The organism is Antarcticimicrobium sediminis, assembly GCF_004348975.1.
GTDB classification, from domain to species: domain Bacteria; phylum Pseudomonadota; class Alphaproteobacteria; order Rhodobacterales; family Rhodobacteraceae; genus Antarcticimicrobium; species Antarcticimicrobium sediminis.
Genome location: NZ_SMFP01000001.1, coordinates 632,028 through 646,561 on the forward strand (window position 1 = coordinate 632,028; position 14,534 = coordinate 646,561).

The window sequence follows — 14,534 nt, forward strand, 5'->3', positions numbered from 1 at the left end:
GCATTTCCATTGACTTTTTACCCTATTTCCAGAACCTTGTTGAAAAAACGTGTTCCAAAAATGAACAGAGGCAGTGCAGTCATGACCAAGTTCCTCGTCGCGGCAGCGGCCGCGCTGGCGGTATCCGCTTGCGGCGGTCCCAACCCTTTTGCTGTCGTCGAAGACAGCAGCGGCAGCACGACGCCCCCCGGCACCAAAAGCCCCAGCGCCGCCAGCGCGATTTACCGAACCGAACCGACCTCGGAAGAGGCGGGCTATGATGGCAACGGCTATGCCACCGACATCAGCTATGACGCCGCCAAGGATACCTTTACCGTCGACAACCTCGCCTTCGACGGCGACAACGAATATTCGCGTGGCACCAAGGTCAAAACACTGGCCGGAAAATACGCGGTCTATGAGGCCGATACGCAATTTACCGACCCCGAGAACAGCAAACCGATCAACCAGTACACGCATCGCGCAATCTATGGCGTCAGCCGCAACGGCAACACCAACTTCGCCATCGTGCGCACCGGCGCCTATGCCGGCTATGGCTTTGGCGGTTTCATCTATCAACGCACCGGCGGCGTCACCCTGCCCTCCTCCGGACAGGCGGTCTATAACGGCGTGATGGCCGGGCTGCGCGATTTCAACGGGGCCGGCGGGCTGGAATATACCACTGCGGATATCGAGATCGCGATCGACTTCGACGATTTCGACGACAGCACCGGCACCCGCGGCGATGCGGTGGATGGCGTCATCACCAACCGCAAGATCTTTGACATCAACGGGCTCGACATCACCGACACCGTGATCGCCCGGATCGAGACCGAGAACGCCATCACCCTGCGCAGCTATCCCACTGCCACGTTCACGGTCGGCCCCGGCGTGATGGACGACAATGGCGAGATTCTGGGCACGGTACAAAGCTATTATACCGACAGCAGCGGCGACACTCAGACCTTCGAGACCGGCAACTACTACGCCATCATGTCGGGCGACAAGGCCGGGCAGATCGTCGGCGTGGTGGTAATGGAAAGCAGCATCGACCCGATCGCCAGCACCGTGCGCGAGACCAGCGGCTTCGTCGTTTACCGTTAGGGGCCGGCGATGTCCGTGACGCGCGCCATCACGCTAAGCCGGGCCTTGGCGCTTTGCGCCACCCTCGCCGCGCTGGCGACCCCGCTCCCGGCCGAAGAGCGCGTGCACCTCGCCCCCGAGCAGATGCGCCTTGCCGCGCTGATGGCGCTGCGGGGCGGCGATGCGCCGCGCGCGCTGCGCTTTTCCGACGCCTTGCTGGTACGCGATCCCTCTGACCGCACCGCGCTGATGATCCACTCCCGCGCCGCCCGCGATCTGGGCCAGTTCGATATCGCCAAAACCTCGGCCCGCAGCGCCTGGCGTCTGGCCGAGGATGACAGCCAGAAATATTCCAGTTCGTTGCTGATGGCACAGGCGCTGGCCTCTGACGGGCAGCGCACCCGGGCGCAATGGTGGCTGCGCCGCGCTGTCGAACATGCCCCCAATGAGGCAGCCGAGCGCAAGGCGATCAGTGATTTCCGCTATGTCCGCGCCCGCAACCCTTGGGCGACGCAGCTCTCGTTCTCGGTCACGCCGGAATCCAACATCAACAACGGCTCCTCTGCGCGGTCGTCCTTCCTCAACTACAAACTGTCCGAACTGCTGTTCGGCCAGCCGGTGGAATATGCGCTGGGGGGCACAGCGCTGGCGCTTTCGGGCGTCGAAACCGCGCTGGGGATGACCACCCGCTATCGCTTTGGTGAAACCGAAACCCGCGCCCATGACGTGATTTTCACCACCGACCTGCGCAGCTACACCCTGTCGAGCAAGGCCAAGTCGCTCGCCCCCACCGCCAAGGGCCGCGATTTTTCCTTTGCCACCTATACGCTGGGCTATGGCCAACGCGGCCTCAACCTTGACCGGCGCGGCGAATACCGTGTGGTGGCCGATGCCGGTCAAAGCTTTTATGGCGGCGCTGAATATGCCCGCTTCGCCCGGCTCTCTGCCGGACAGTCCTATCGCCTGAATTCGGGCGACCGCGTCAACCTGCGGCTGGCAGGCGAACGCCAGTTCGGCATCGCCACCGTCGACAGCGACACGCTGCGCGCCGATCTGTCCTATACCACCCATATTTTCAACGGCGCCACACTTTGGACCAGCGCGACGCTGGCGGTCGCGCAATCGCCCGACGCCGCCAGCGAATACCGCGAAATCGGACTGCGCGCGGAACTGACGCTGGCCGAACCGGTTGTCGGCGCCACCTTTCAGATGGGGCTCTGGGCCCGCAACCGGGACTATGACATCTCCCCCCACAGCCCGGCTGGCCGCCAGGAAGACCGGGTGCAGGCCGACCTGACCCTGATATTCGACAAGGTCGACTATTACGGTTTCAACCCGACGATGCAGCTCTCGGCCTCGCGCACCGACAGCAACATCGCGCTGTATGACGCCAACCGCGTCGGGCTGAATTTCGGCATCCGTTCGGCGTTCTGAACGCCAACCCGCTCGACAACCGGGCCCCCGGCATTAAGTTGACACAGCAAACCAACAATAGGGGAACGGCCAGACATGGCGCTGACATACCTGCACACGATGCTCCGGGTGAAGGATCTGGAGAAATCCTTGGCCTTCTACGACTTGCTCGGCCTGAAGAAGACCCGCCAGTACGATAGCGAAGAAGGCCGATTCTCGCTGATCTTCCTCGCCCCCCCGGGGCAAGAGGACTGCCCGATCGAGTTGACCTATAACTGGGACGGCGATGATGGGCTGCCCAGCGACAGCCGCCATTTCGGCCATCTGGCCTATGGCGTCGACAACATCTATGACACCTGCCAGCACCTGATGGACAACGGCGTAACCATCAACCGCCCGCCGCGCGACGGGCGCATGGCCTTTGTCCGCTCGCCCGACAATATCTCGATCGAGTTGTTGCAGAACGGCGACCCCCTGCCCCCGGCAGAGCCTTGGACCAGCATGGAAAACACCGGCCATTGGTAAACGCCACCGCCCTCGTGCTGTCGCTTCTGGCCACCGGGCTCCCGGGGTCGCTGGCGGCGGCCGAGTGTCGCCAAGCGCTGGTGCTGGCGCTGGACGTGTCCAGTTCGGTCAGCGCCGAGGAAGACGCGTTGCAGCGGGGCGGTCTCGCCGCCGCGCTGATCGCCCCGGAGGTCGAACGCGCCCTGTTCGCCAGCCCCCTGCCCGTCGCCATCGCCGCCTATGAATGGAGCGGGCGCGACAAGCAGAAGATGCTGGCCGATTGGCAGATGATCCGCAGCCGCGCCGACCTGCTGGATCTGGCCGAGACCATCGGCCGCTCGTCCCGTAGCGAGACCGAATTCCCCACCGCACTGGGCTATGCCCTGGGCTATGGCGCCGGGGTCTTGGCGCGCGGCCCAGATTGTCTGTTTGCCACCCTCGACATGGCAGGCGATGGCGCCAACAACGAAGGCTTCCCGCCCGATGCGGCCTTTGCGGAATTTCCCTTTGCCGGGGTCACCGTCAACGGGCTGGTGGTCAACGCGCCCGATGATGGGGCTGAAATCGACCTGATCGCCTATTATCGCGCCCATGTCCTGCATGGCCCCGGCGCCTTTCTTGAGGTGGCGCAGGGCTTTGCCGATTATGAACGCGCCATGCGGCGCAAGCTGCTGCGCGAGTTGGAACCGCCCGCGTTTTCTGCTTTGAGCCGTCGATAACGTCAGCCCGCAATAGAGAACGCTCAATAGATATAGCGGATCTGATCGGTCCAATAGCGTTCGACGCGCTTCAGCGAAGTGGTGATATTCTCGACCCCCGCCGCTGTCATCACGCCCTTCTGCTCCAGCCCCTCGGCATGGCGGACAAACAGGGCCGCCACCACATCGCGCACCTCGCGCCCCCGCTGCGTCAGCCGGACCCGCACCGCGCGGCGGTCAATTTCGCAGCGCTGATGATGCATATAGCCGGTGTCGACCAGTTTTTTCAGGTTATAGCTGACATTGCTGCCCTGATAATATCCGCGACTTTTCAACTCGCCCGCAGTGACCTCGTTGTCACCGATATTGAACAGCAACAGCCCCTGCACCGAATTGATTTCCAGAATGCCAATCCGCTCAAACTCGTCCTTGATCACGTCGAGCAGAAGCCGGTGCAGCCGCTCGACGAGCGCCAATGCTTCCAGATATCCCGACATGAACCCCTGCCGCGAGGCAAGGCTCATCTGCATTTCGATACTCATACATCCCTCCAACACGAACTGCTTGTGTCAGAGGGTGACGCCAAATCGCGAAAAATAGGTTAAGTCCGCAAAAGGCTAGGCCTGAAAGGTTCCCGCGATCTCGGCCACCAGCGCACCAAAGGGCTCCGGCGCCGCGATCTGGCCGGTGACCCATTTGTACAGGTCCTGATCATTCTCGCCCAACAGCGCCTCATACAGATCCAGCGCCTCGGGGCTCATCCCCTCCAGCGTGCGGCCCGCATAGGCCTGCAGAATCAGATCCATTTCCTTGATGCCGCGCCGCATCGAGCGCATCTGCAGCCGCTTTATCCGAACCTCTCGCGATTCGCCCGGCATCCCTCGCATCGATTCTCGCAACATCTCTGGCATCATCTCTCGTGTCTCGCTCATTGCTGCACCTGTTCTGGTTGATCCACCAGCGCCCGCAGCCGCTTTTCCAACCGCGCCGCGCGTTCGGCGGTGGCCCGCATATCGGCGCGGATCGCGCGCATCTCGCCCAGAATTCCGGCCAGATCCTGCGCCTCGGTCGTTTCCCGCGCCGGGCCGTCCATGCCGTCGCCCTCGCCGGTCAACAGCCACATGATCGACACGTTCAAAAGCCCCGCCATCATCGACAGCTTGTTCGCGCGCGGTTCCGACAGATCTTCTTCCCAGCCGCGCACGGTGGTTTTCTTCACCCCCAACCGGCGGGCAAGCTGGGCCTGCGTCATATCAGCCGCCTCGCGTGCGCCCGCCACACGGTCGCCAAAGGTGGCGGCCTCGGGCCCGTACCAATCGGTGTCAGTGTCGGTCATGTTTCTCTCCGTCCGATGAACCCGGTGCGGGTTGATCGCCAATCGGCCGCACCCTATGACAGTCAGGCACAACATACAAACCGAGGCCTCCCATGAGTTTCCTGTCCACGACCCTCTCTCGCGTCAAACCGTCACCCACGGTCGCTGTGAGCACCCTTGCGCAGGAGCTCAAGGCCGCCGGGCAGGATGTGATCGGCCTCGGCGCCGGTGAACCCGATTTCGACACCCCGCAGAACATCAAGGATGCCGCCGTCGCCGCCATCGCCGCAGGCAAGACCAAATACACCGCCCCCGACGGCATGCCTGAGCTGAAGCAGGCCATCTGCGACAAGTTCGCCCGCGAAAACGGGCTGAGCTATACGACCAAACAGATCAGCGTCGGAACTGGCGGCAAACAGATCCTCTACAACGCGCTGATGGCAACGCTGAACCCGGGCGACGAGGTGGTGATTCCCGCCCCCTATTGGGTCAGCTATCCCGACATGGTGCTGCTCGCCGGCGGGACCCCGGTGGCGGTGGAAGCCACGCTGGAAAGCGACTTCAAACTGACCCCGGATCAGCTCGAGGCCGCGATCACCCCGAACACCAAATGGTTCATCTTCAACTCGCCCTCCAACCCCACCGGCGCCGGCTATACCCGCGACGAGCTCAAGGGGCTGACCGACGTGCTGCTGCGCCACCCCCATGTCTGGGTGATGAGCGACGACATGTATGAACACCTGACCTATGACGGCTTTGAATTCTGCACCCCGGCACAGATCGAACCGGCGCTGTATGAACGTACGCTGACCTGCAACGGCGTGTCCAAGGCCTATGCCATGACCGGCTGGCGGATCGGTTATGCCGGCGGCCCGGAACCCCTGATCGCCGCGATGCGCAAGATCCAGTCGCAATCCACCTCCAACCCCTGCTCGATCAGCCAATGGGCCGCGCTCGAGGCGCTAAACGGGCCGCAGGATTTCCTCGCGCCCAACAACGCCATCTTCAAACGCCGCCGCGATCTGGTGGTGACGGCGCTGAACGCGATCGACGGGCTGACCTGCCCGACACCGGAAGGGGCGTTTTATGTCTACCCCTCGATTGCCGGGCTGATCGGCAAGACCACCCCCAAGGGCACAGTGATCGAAAACGACGCCATCTTTGCCACCGCCCTGCTGGAAGAGACCGGCGTCGCCGTGGTGTTCGGCGCGGCCTTTGGCCTGTCGCCCAACTTCCGCGTCAGCTACGCCACCTCGGACGAGAACCTGAAAGAGGCCTGCGCGCGCATCGCCACTTTCTGCGCATCGCTGACCTGAGGGGGCCGGGGATGGACCTGCCGAAATACTATTTCCGGGTGCGCGACAACGGCGCCTTCGTCTTTCGCGTCGATACCGAGAACCGCGACCGCCGTATCGAGATGGACCAGATCGCGACGATCAACATCCGCAACGGCGACATCAAGCCGCATGGCGAGCGGCTGCTGAGCGAGGCCGATCTGGAGCGGATCAAGGCCTGGATGGCCGAGCGGGCCGAGGTTCTGGCCCGGCGCGACATCGACGATATCCTGCGCAGCGTCGATCACCTCAACCTCACCGCGCATTGGGCCCAGACCCGGGCCAGCGCGGCGCAGCTTGAGGCGGTGACCGACTCGCTGCTGCTGGCCATGCACGACTTGCGCACCGTTCTGGTGCGCAAAAAGGCCGAGCGGCTGATGCAGGACAGCAAAGACTGACGCCAAAGACGAACGGCGCGCTTGGGCCGGTCGTCGGAATTTGAGTATTTATGACAAGAAGAAGCGCGGGGGAGCAGAGAGGCCACCCCTGCGCGTCTTCGAAAATGGCCAGATCAGAACGCGTTATACGTCATCGTGGTCAGCGACCGTTCGATCCCGTCGATGTCGAGCAGGTGATCGTTGATATATTTGCCCACATCCGCATCCTTGGGAATGTAGAGCTTCATCAGCAGGTCGTATTCGCCGCTGGTCGAATACAGCTCGGAATGGATTTCGCGCAGCGCGATATGCTCGGCCACCTGATAGGTGGTGCCGGGTTTGCAGCGGATTTGTATGAAAACACAGGTCGACATGGGATGCAGCCTTTGGGGGATGTTTGACCGCCAAACTGGCATGGCAGCGGGCCGGGTGCAATCCCCGCCCGCCCTGCCCTAACCCACCGCGCGGTCACGGATCCAGGCGTTCAACCGCCACGCCCCATAGGCCAGCGCAATGGCGATCAGCCCGGCCACGACGATGGTGCCGGGTTCGGCCTCCAGCCGTTCGAAATACTGGGTATACAGGTGGATCGCGCCAAAGGTGACGGCGGTGTTGAACACCGCGCGCCGCGCCGCCATCGCCGCCCACAGCCCGACGCCAAGGATCACCAGTGCCCAGACCAGCGCATAGGCGTCGCTTGAGATCACAAGGACATGGGACTGAAACGCCGCCTTCGCCGCATCATAGGCCTCCACGGCGCTGGCGTCCGCGCGCCAACTGGGATCGGCGCTGAAATCCGACCAGCGCGGCCCCCACAGGTAATACCCGACCTGATCGCCCCAAAGCGATCCGATCCAGAACGCCATATTCATCCAGATAAAGGCCAGCCGCCCCAAGATCGTCGCATGCCGCCCGATCCGCTCCGACTGGCTGGAGATCAGCCACAGGCAAGCCCCGGCCAACAGCGCCATCTGCAGCACCGTCAGCGTCGATTCATAGATCGCCAGACCGTACATGCCGGTCTGGTAAAAACTGCGCGACGACAGCGCCACCGCCAGCATCGGGATCGACAGCGCCGTGACCAACCGAATATCCAGCGCCACGCCGCACAGGATAAGCACCGCAGCAGCGTAGTGATACAGGATCCACGGCGGCACCCCGCCCAAAACCGGGCCCAGCGGTTCGCTCAGCATCCCGCTCAGATGCGCCGCCACGCCCAGACAGGTCAGCCACCCGGCCAGAAACCGCAGCCGCCCCGGCCCCCGCCGCCAGACCGCATAGGCCCCCAGCCCGATCGGCAGACCCAGCACCGCAGCGATACTGGCACTGCCGCTCGCCTGCACACCCCAGCCCACCGCGCCACCGACCAAAAGCACCGCCCCAATCACCGCCGTCGCGTTGGACAACAGCCGATAGGCCTCGGGCGCCCGCAGCAGCGCCACCGCACCGGCCAGCGTGACCACAGCGCCCAGCGCTGTGATCTGCGCCATATCTTCCAGAAACCCCACCATGCCGCCGATCACCGCGAGGATCCCCGTGAACAGCACGATATTGACCGCCAGCGTCATCATGTCTTCGCGCGCACGGCGGGCGATCTCCTCCGCCTGATCGGGGCTCAGCACCCCGTCGCGGACCAACTCATCGGTATTTGCCAAAATTCTCATGCGCCATACAGACAGCACAGCCCCCGGAAAAGGAAGCGGTTTTGCCGTCCCGCGCGCCCTTGGCCTTGATCCGATGCGCGCCTATAAGGGGGCGGCATCAAAGGAGCGCGCCCCATGCGACAGGCCCGGATCGTTCGCAAGACTGCGGAAACCGACATCACGGTCGAGATCGACCTCGACGGCAGCGGCAGCTATGACAACCAGACCGGCGTGGGGTTCTTTGACCACATGCTGGACCAATTGGCGCGCCACTCGCTGATCGACATGACCATCCGCGCCACCGGCGATCTGCATATCGACGATCACCACACGGTCGAAGATGTGGGCATCGCGCTGGGTCAGGCGTTCACGCAGGCGCTTGGCGACAAGAAAGGCATCCGCCGTTATGGTGAATGCCACCTGCCGATGGACGACGCGCAACTGCGCTGCGCGCTCGATCTTTCCGGTCGCCCGTTTCTGGTCTGGAACGTCGATCTGCCGACGCCCAAGATCGGCACCTTCGACACCGAACTGGTGCGCGAATTCTTTCAGGCTCTCAGCACCCATGGCGGCATCACGCTGCATGTGGACCAGATCCATGGGTTCAACAGCCACCACATCGCCGAGGCGGCGTTCAAAGCGGTGGCCCGCGCCCTGCGCGTGGCGGTCGAGACCGACCCGCGCAAATCCGACGCGATCCCCTCGACCAAGGGCGCTCTGTAAGGCGCCCCCGACCTCTCCCACCTGCGAGGAAAGCAAACCATGCTGACCGCCATCATCGACTATGAAAGCGGCAATCTGCACTCTGCCGAAAAGGCGTTCCAACGCATGGCGCGCGAGGTTGGCGGCGGCACCGTCGTGGTCACCGCCGACGCCGATGTGGTGGCCCGCGCCGACCGCGTCGTGCTACCCGGCGACGGCGCCTTTCCCGCCTGCGCCCGCGCGCTGCGCGGCCAGTCCGGCCTGTTCGAGGCGCTGGTCGAGACGGTCGAAACCCGGGGCCGCCCGTTTCTGGGAATCTGCGTCGGCATGCAGTTGATGGCCACATGGGGCCGCGAATACGAGGATACCCAAGGGCTCGACTGGATCGGTGGCGAGGTGGTGAAGATCACCCCCTCCAACCCGGAGATGAAGGTGCCGCATATGGGCTGGAACGATCTGGTGATAGACCATCCCCACCCGGTGCTCGACGGCATCACCACCGGCGATCACGCCTATTTCGTGCACTCCTACCAAGTCCGCGTCGCCAGCCCGCAGGAGCGGATCGCGCATGTAGACTATGGCGGCGATGTCACCGCCATCATCGGGCGCGGTACCATGCTGGGCACCCAGTTCCACCCGGAAAAAAGCCAGAAGACCGGGCTGCGCCTGATCGGGAATTTCCTGCGCTGGCGGCCCTGACCGGGCCGCCTTGGCTTAAGGCCCCTTAGTTCACCCGCGCCCAGACCTGCGACTGACAGACCGGCCCGTAACAGCCGCGCACCGTCAACCGGTCGCCCACCACCTGGATGGTGCCGGGATAGGTCCGGTTATGGGCTGGCACAAAGGCGCGCCCGGTCCACACCCCCGCCCCGGCGGGCACCATATCCCAGAACACCCGCACGCCCAGATTCGGCGTCCGCACCAGGCGGCCCCGGCTGTCATAGGTGCGCGCGATCACGCCACAGGTGGCCGTGCCACAGGGACGCGCCTCGATATGGGCGACGATGCCCTTTGCGTCCGGCGGTGTCAGCCATGTGCCCACCGGCGTGTCCGCCAGCGCCATCACCGGCGCTATCACCGTCACCATCATAGGGAACACCCCCGCGCAAAGCGCTGCGGCAAGACCCCGTTTCATCTGTCCAATAGTCAATGTCACCAACATCACCCCAATCAGCGATCCTGGCATTTGCTGCCGTCTGTCCCGGCCCGGCAGAGCAAAGCCGGTCGCATATTACACGCGCCCGGCCCCATTGCGGTATACTATTTTCGGCCACCTCGCGGATCAGCGCAAAGGCGCCGAACGGATCAGTTCACCCGGCTCCAGCTCTGTTTCGAGCAGATCAACCCGCCCGCCACGCAGCCGCGCAACGCAACCGTGTTGCCCGAAAGATCCATCTTGCCGATATAGATCTTGTCGTTCGAGGGCCGCCAAACCTTGCCCGCATAGTGCCCGTCTCCCTGCGGCACCATGTCGATCACCAGCGTCTTGCCCTGATTCTCGGACCGATACGCGCCCGAGGCATTGAAGCTTTTCGCAATCACCCCGCACAGCGCCGCACCGCAAGGCGCGATATCGATATGCGCATAAGACCCGTCATCGACCTCGGTCTTCCAAGTGCCCTCCAGCGGGTCCGCCGCCATCGCCGCCCCGGCAATCCCAAGACCCAGAACAGCCCCAAGCCAGATATGTTTCATTCAAAGATCCTCCCTGCCCGAAAGCCTGCCCCATGCCGCCCGAGTCAGGCAAGGCTGACCCCGGGTCGCGTTGCATTTCCCCCAGCCCCGGTGCAATAGGGCGCGAAACGCCGCAAACGCCATAACCCGCATCAGAAAGGCCCGCCATGATCCTGTACCCCGCCATCGACCTCAAGGACGGACAGGCCGTGCGCCTTTTGCGCGGCGACATGGACAAGGTGACCGTGTTCAACGACGACCCCGCCGCGCAGGCCCGCGCCTTTGTCGAGGCAGGCTGTGAATGGCTGCATCTGGTCGACCTCAACGGCGCCTTCGCCGGCGCACCGGTCAACGCCGCCGCGGTCGAGGCGATCCTTGCCGCCTGCGACGTGCCCGCCCAGCTTGGCGGCGGCATCCGCGACATGGCCACGATCGAGACCTGGCTGTCCAAGGGGCTGGCGCGCGTCATCCTTGGCACCGTGGCGGTCGAAAACCCCGATCTGGTGCGCGAGGCTGCGCGCGCCTTTCCCGGTCAGGTCGCCGTCGGCATCGACGCCCGCAACGGCATGGTCGCGACCAAGGGCTGGGCCGAGGAAACCAATGTCGACGCCACCGACCTCGCCCGTTCGTTCGAGGATGCCGGGGTCGCCGCGATCATCTATACCGACATCAACCGCGACGGCGCGATGCAGGGGCCCAATGTCGCGGCCACCGCCGCACTGGCCCGCGCCGTCTCGATTCCCGTCATCGCCTCGGGCGGGGTCAGCTCGGTGGCCGACCTGATCGCCCTGCGCGACTGTGGCGCGACGCTTGACGGCGCGATCTCGGGCCGTGCGCTTTATGATGGCGCCATCGACCTGCAACAGGCACTGGCGGCGCTGCGGGGCTAGGTTTCGCGCCCCGCTACCCGCCTAGTTACTTGGCCAAGTTACCCGGCCAATTACTCAGCCGCAGCCTTCGCCGTAAGCTTGCCTAACGCGCCCTGCATCATGCCGATGGCGGGCACATCGTCGACATCCAGATCCTCCAGCATCTCCTTGGGATCTTGGTAAGCCAGCCAGACCTGCCCGTCGCCATCCGCATAGGCCAGCACCCGCAGCGGCAGGAACAGCCCGGCGCGCGGGTCGGCCTGCATAACTGGCGTGCCCAGCTTGGGATTGCCAAAGATCAACACCTGCGCCTCGCCCAGATCCATATCGACCATCTTGGCCCCGGCCGCGTGATCGACCCGCGCGAACACGGTCGCCCCGGCCCCCTCGACCGCCGCCTGCAACGCGCTCATCGCCGCATCGACCGATTTCCCGGTCTTGACCCGTATCAGATCGCCCGCCATGGCCTGTCCTGCTCCCATTACGGCAATCGCTGCCGCCAATATGATATGTCCGCGCATCTCTATCCCTTTCGGTAAAACCTAATGCCCGCATGTCGTCACGGCGCGACGCAATGGTCCAGTCACATCTCTGGTATCGGCGGGACTTTGCGATTAGGAGAGAGCCCAAGCAAAAGGAGCGGACATGCTGAAAACCCGCATCATCCCCTGCCTCGACGTGGCCGATGGCCGCGTGGTCAAAGGCGTCAACTTCGTCGATCTGATCGATGCCGGTGATCCGGTCGAGGCCGCAAAAGCCTATGACGCCGCCGGCGCGGACGAGCTGTGCTTTCTCGACATCCATGCCACCCATGAAAACCGTGGCACCATGTACGATCTGGTCCAGCGCACCGCCGAGCAATGCTATATCCCGCTGACCGTCGGCGGTGGCGTACGCACCCGCGATGATGTGCGCGCGCTGCTGCTGGCCGGGGCCGACAAGGTCAGCTTCAATTCCGCCGCCGTGGCCAACCCCGATGTGGTGGCCGAGGCCGCCGATCACTTTGGCAGCCAATGCATCGTGGTGGCGATCGACGCCAAGACGGTCAGCCCCGGCAAATGGGAAATCTTTACCCATGGTGGCCGCCGCGCCACCGGCATCGACGCGGTCGACTTTGCCCGCACCGTCACCGCCAAGGGCGCCGGGGAAATCCTGCTTACCTCGATGGACCGCGACGGCACCCGGGCGGGCTTTAACCTGCCCCTCACCCGCGCCATCGCCGACGCGGTACAGGTGCCGGTGATCGCGTCGGGCGGTGTCGGCACGCTGCAACATCTGGTCGAGGGCGTGACCGAAGGCCATGCCAGCGCCGTACTCGCCGCCTCGATCTTTCACTTCGGGGATTTCACCATTCACGAGGCCAAGGACTACATGGCCGCCGCCGGGATCCCGATGCGGATGGAGTTTGCCTGATGCATATGCTCGACCAACTTGCCGAAACCATCGCCCAGCGCGCCAAGACCGACCCCGACAGCAGTTGGACCGCCAAGCTGCTGGCCAAGGGCCCCGAGAAATGCGCCGAGAAATTCGGGGAAGAGGCCGTCGAGGCGATCATCGAGGCAGTCAAGGGCGACCGCGCGCGCCTCACCTCCGAGGCCGCCGATACGCTCTATCACCTGCTGGTGATGCTGCAATCGCGCGAGGTGCCGCTGCAAGACGTGCTGGATGAGCTCGCCCGCCGTCAGGGCACCAGCGGCATTGCCGAAAAAGCGGCGCGCAAACCTTAGGGGCGTTTCCGGAATCGCGGCCCGAGTCTTGACACCTTGGACCACCGGCGGCTGCCCCCGCGCCTTAACCGCCCTTGCGGTCCCGCGCGTTGCGCAGGTTTCAAAGCTTTGAGGAAATCACCCCGGTGGCAAACCCGCCCATGCGAAGCTCACCGAACAGGCGCTGATACTCGATCTTGGGACAGCGATTCTGAATCACCGTCACGCCCCGCGACTCGGCCTTGGCCGCAGCCTCGGGATTCTCCACGCCGATCTGCATCCAGATCGTCTGCAACTCGGGAAATGCCGCCAAGGCCTCGTCCACGATGGGCGGCACCGCGTCAGAACGGCGAAAGATATCCACCATGTCCACCGCGCCGTCGATCTCTGACAGGCTGGCCACAACCGTTTGACCAAACAGCTCTTTTCCGGCGTGGCCCGGGTTGACCGGGATCACCTCATAACCCTTGAGCGAGAGATAGCGGGCGACGTAATAGCTTGGCCGCACCGGGTTGGTCGAGACCCCCACTACGGCGATCCGCCGGGTGCGCGTCAGGATGTCTTTCAACAGTTTGTCAGAATATTCAGCCATGACCGCACCCTAGACCCGCGCGCGAAAAGAAAAAAGCGCCCAAAGCCTAAAAGGCCTGGGCGCCAGTGTGGAACGAGGGACAGTAGAATGACCCACGGTAGTTCCTCACCGCGGTCACTGTGAGATTTAGGCACCATTGTCGAAAAAAAAAGGCCTCGTCGCGAAATCGTGAGAAAAACCCGCTCATTGCCGCAGCACCCCCGGCCAATTCGCGCCCGCCAACACAATATTTTGTGGCGGATCTACAGCCCACAACTTCATGTAGGTAAAACTGTGGATCAGGTACAATTTCCCGTCGACGATCCGCCACGCCTCGGGATTGGCCCCCAAAATCTGCCCCTTTGACATCGCATAGGCACAGTATCCGCCAAATTGCGGCGCATAGGCCCGCGGGTTCGCCTCGAAGGTCTCGCGGTTTTTCCGGGTCGAGAACAACCACACCGCCCCCTTCCACATCACCGCAATATCGGGCTTGCCGCGCACGGCCTTCCCGACGGTGAAATAGGCCACCGTGTCATACCCGCTGATCGCCGCGCCCTTGCTGGCATGGAACACCGGCATCTCCGCGCGGGCCACGCCAGTCAGCAGCAGCAGGGCAGTCAGCACGGACAGGATCAATCGCAGGGGCATGGCATCTTCTAGCGT

Annotated in this window: 21 protein-coding genes; 11 read left to right on the forward strand and 10 right to left on the reverse strand. The window is 63.8% G+C overall.

The features are described 5' to 3' along the window. The first annotated feature begins 81 nt into the window (after positions 1-81). From E1B25_RS02975 to E1B25_RS02990, 4 genes are all read left to right on the forward strand, one after another. Complete coding sequence (locus E1B25_RS02975) at positions 82-1,083, forward strand: hypothetical protein (RefSeq protein WP_132827164.1); 1,002 nt, start codon at positions 82-84, stop codon at positions 1,081-1,083. A 9-nt stretch (positions 1,084-1,092) separates the two neighbouring features. After that, positions 1,093-2,496, forward strand: a complete 1,404-nt coding sequence (locus E1B25_RS02980; protein ID WP_132827165.1) for a tetratricopeptide repeat protein — start codon at positions 1,093-1,095, stop codon at positions 2,494-2,496. Between the two features lie 75 nt (positions 2,497-2,571). Next, entirely contained in the window at positions 2,572-3,000 is a 429-nt protein-coding gene (locus tag E1B25_RS02985; protein ID WP_132827166.1) for a VOC family protein, read from the forward strand. Further along, a complete protein-coding gene (locus E1B25_RS02990; protein ID WP_132827253.1) occupies positions 2,994-3,698 on the forward strand; it encodes a DUF1194 domain-containing protein in 705 nt (234 codons plus the stop codon). The genes E1B25_RS02985 and E1B25_RS02990 overlap by 7 nt, the downstream gene beginning before the upstream one ends. Before the next feature lie 23 nt (positions 3,699-3,721). On the opposite strand, the gene E1B25_RS02995 is transcribed toward E1B25_RS02990, so the two are convergent. From E1B25_RS02995 to E1B25_RS03005, 3 genes are all read right to left on the reverse strand, one after another. After that, entirely contained in the window at positions 3,722-4,219 is a 498-nt protein-coding gene (locus E1B25_RS02995) for a MarR family winged helix-turn-helix transcriptional regulator (protein ID WP_132827167.1), read from the reverse strand. A gap of 75 nt (positions 4,220-4,294) precedes the next feature. Further along, complete coding sequence (locus E1B25_RS03000; protein WP_132827254.1) at positions 4,295-4,555, reverse strand: succinate dehydrogenase assembly factor 2; 261 nt, start codon at positions 4,553-4,555, stop codon at positions 4,295-4,297. Between the two features lie 50 nt (positions 4,556-4,605). Then, the gene (locus E1B25_RS03005; protein WP_132827168.1) at positions 4,606-5,013 is read right to left on the reverse strand and encodes a helix-turn-helix domain-containing protein; all 408 of its coding nucleotides are present in this window, start codon (positions 5,011-5,013) and stop codon (positions 4,606-4,608) included. Between the two features lie 92 nt (positions 5,014-5,105). On the opposite strand from E1B25_RS03005, the gene E1B25_RS03010 reads away from it, so the two are divergent. Both E1B25_RS03010 and E1B25_RS03015 read left to right on the forward strand, forming a co-directional pair. Then, a complete protein-coding gene (locus E1B25_RS03010) occupies positions 5,106-6,308 on the forward strand; it encodes a pyridoxal phosphate-dependent aminotransferase (protein ID WP_132827169.1) in 1,203 nt (400 codons plus the stop codon). 11 nt (positions 6,309-6,319) lie between these two features. Then, a complete protein-coding gene (locus E1B25_RS03015) occupies positions 6,320-6,724 on the forward strand; it encodes a hypothetical protein (RefSeq protein ID WP_132827170.1) in 405 nt (134 codons plus the stop codon). 113 nt (positions 6,725-6,837) lie between these two features. Here E1B25_RS03015 and E1B25_RS03020 read toward each other — a convergent pair whose 3' ends face one another. Further along, positions 6,838-7,077: an Lrp/AsnC ligand binding domain-containing protein gene (locus E1B25_RS03020; protein ID WP_132827171.1), complete on the reverse strand. Its 240-nt coding sequence runs from the start codon at positions 7,075-7,077 to the stop codon at positions 6,838-6,840. A gap of 78 nt (positions 7,078-7,155) precedes the next feature. Continuing rightward, the gene (locus E1B25_RS03025; protein ID WP_132827172.1) at positions 7,156-8,367 is read right to left on the reverse strand and encodes a hypothetical protein; all 1,212 of its coding nucleotides are present in this window, start codon (positions 8,365-8,367) and stop codon (positions 7,156-7,158) included. A gap of 114 nt (positions 8,368-8,481) precedes the next feature. On the opposite strand from E1B25_RS03025, the gene hisB reads away from it, so the two are divergent. After that, positions 8,482-9,069 (forward strand): imidazoleglycerol-phosphate dehydratase HisB, encoded by a 588-nt coding sequence (gene hisB / locus E1B25_RS03030; protein WP_132827173.1) that lies wholly within the window; start codon positions 8,482-8,484, stop codon positions 9,067-9,069. A gap of 39 nt (positions 9,070-9,108) precedes the next feature. Then, positions 9,109-9,747, forward strand: a complete 639-nt coding sequence (gene hisH, locus E1B25_RS03035) for an imidazole glycerol phosphate synthase subunit HisH (RefSeq protein ID WP_132827174.1) — start codon at positions 9,109-9,111, stop codon at positions 9,745-9,747. A gap of 25 nt (positions 9,748-9,772) precedes the next feature. On the opposite strand, the gene E1B25_RS03040 is transcribed toward hisH, so the two are convergent. Next, on the reverse strand, positions 9,773-10,183 hold the full coding sequence (locus E1B25_RS03040; protein WP_165937537.1) for a DUF2147 domain-containing protein: 411 nt from the start codon (positions 10,181-10,183) through the stop codon (positions 9,773-9,775). Between the two features lie 170 nt (positions 10,184-10,353). Next, complete coding sequence (locus tag E1B25_RS03045; RefSeq protein WP_132827176.1) at positions 10,354-10,743, reverse strand: DUF2147 domain-containing protein; 390 nt, start codon at positions 10,741-10,743, stop codon at positions 10,354-10,356. 146 nt (positions 10,744-10,889) lie between these two features. On the opposite strand from E1B25_RS03045, the gene hisA reads away from it, so the two are divergent. Continuing rightward, positions 10,890-11,612 (forward strand): 1-(5-phosphoribosyl)-5-[(5-phosphoribosylamino)methylideneamino]imidazole-4-carboxamide isomerase, encoded by a 723-nt coding sequence (gene hisA / locus E1B25_RS03050; protein WP_132827177.1) that lies wholly within the window; start codon positions 10,890-10,892, stop codon positions 11,610-11,612. A gap of 50 nt (positions 11,613-11,662) precedes the next feature. Here hisA and E1B25_RS03055 read toward each other — a convergent pair whose 3' ends face one another. Beyond that, positions 11,663-12,112, reverse strand: a complete 450-nt coding sequence (locus tag E1B25_RS03055) for a DUF302 domain-containing protein (RefSeq protein WP_132827178.1) — start codon at positions 12,110-12,112, stop codon at positions 11,663-11,665. Positions 12,113-12,236: 124 nt separating this feature from the next. Between E1B25_RS03055 and hisF the strand changes: the two genes are divergently transcribed. Both hisF and E1B25_RS03065 read left to right on the forward strand, forming a co-directional pair. Then, the gene (gene hisF / locus E1B25_RS03060; protein ID WP_132827179.1) at positions 12,237-13,004 is read left to right on the forward strand and encodes an imidazole glycerol phosphate synthase subunit HisF; all 768 of its coding nucleotides are present in this window, start codon (positions 12,237-12,239) and stop codon (positions 13,002-13,004) included. Continuing rightward, positions 13,004-13,318 (forward strand): phosphoribosyl-ATP diphosphatase, encoded by a 315-nt coding sequence (locus E1B25_RS03065; protein ID WP_165937538.1) that lies wholly within the window; start codon positions 13,004-13,006, stop codon positions 13,316-13,318. Before hisF ends, E1B25_RS03065 begins: the two co-directional genes overlap by 1 nt. A 100-nt stretch (positions 13,319-13,418) precedes the next feature. Here E1B25_RS03065 and E1B25_RS03070 read toward each other — a convergent pair whose 3' ends face one another. Beyond that, the gene (locus E1B25_RS03070; protein WP_132827180.1) at positions 13,419-13,889 is read right to left on the reverse strand and encodes a CoA-binding protein; all 471 of its coding nucleotides are present in this window, start codon (positions 13,887-13,889) and stop codon (positions 13,419-13,421) included. 183 nt (positions 13,890-14,072) lie between these two features. Beyond that, positions 14,073-14,519, reverse strand: coding sequence for a YHS domain-containing (seleno)protein (locus E1B25_RS03075; RefSeq protein WP_245510589.1), 447 nt, complete (start codon positions 14,517-14,519; stop codon positions 14,073-14,075). Between the last annotated feature and the right edge of the window lie 15 nt (positions 14,520-14,534).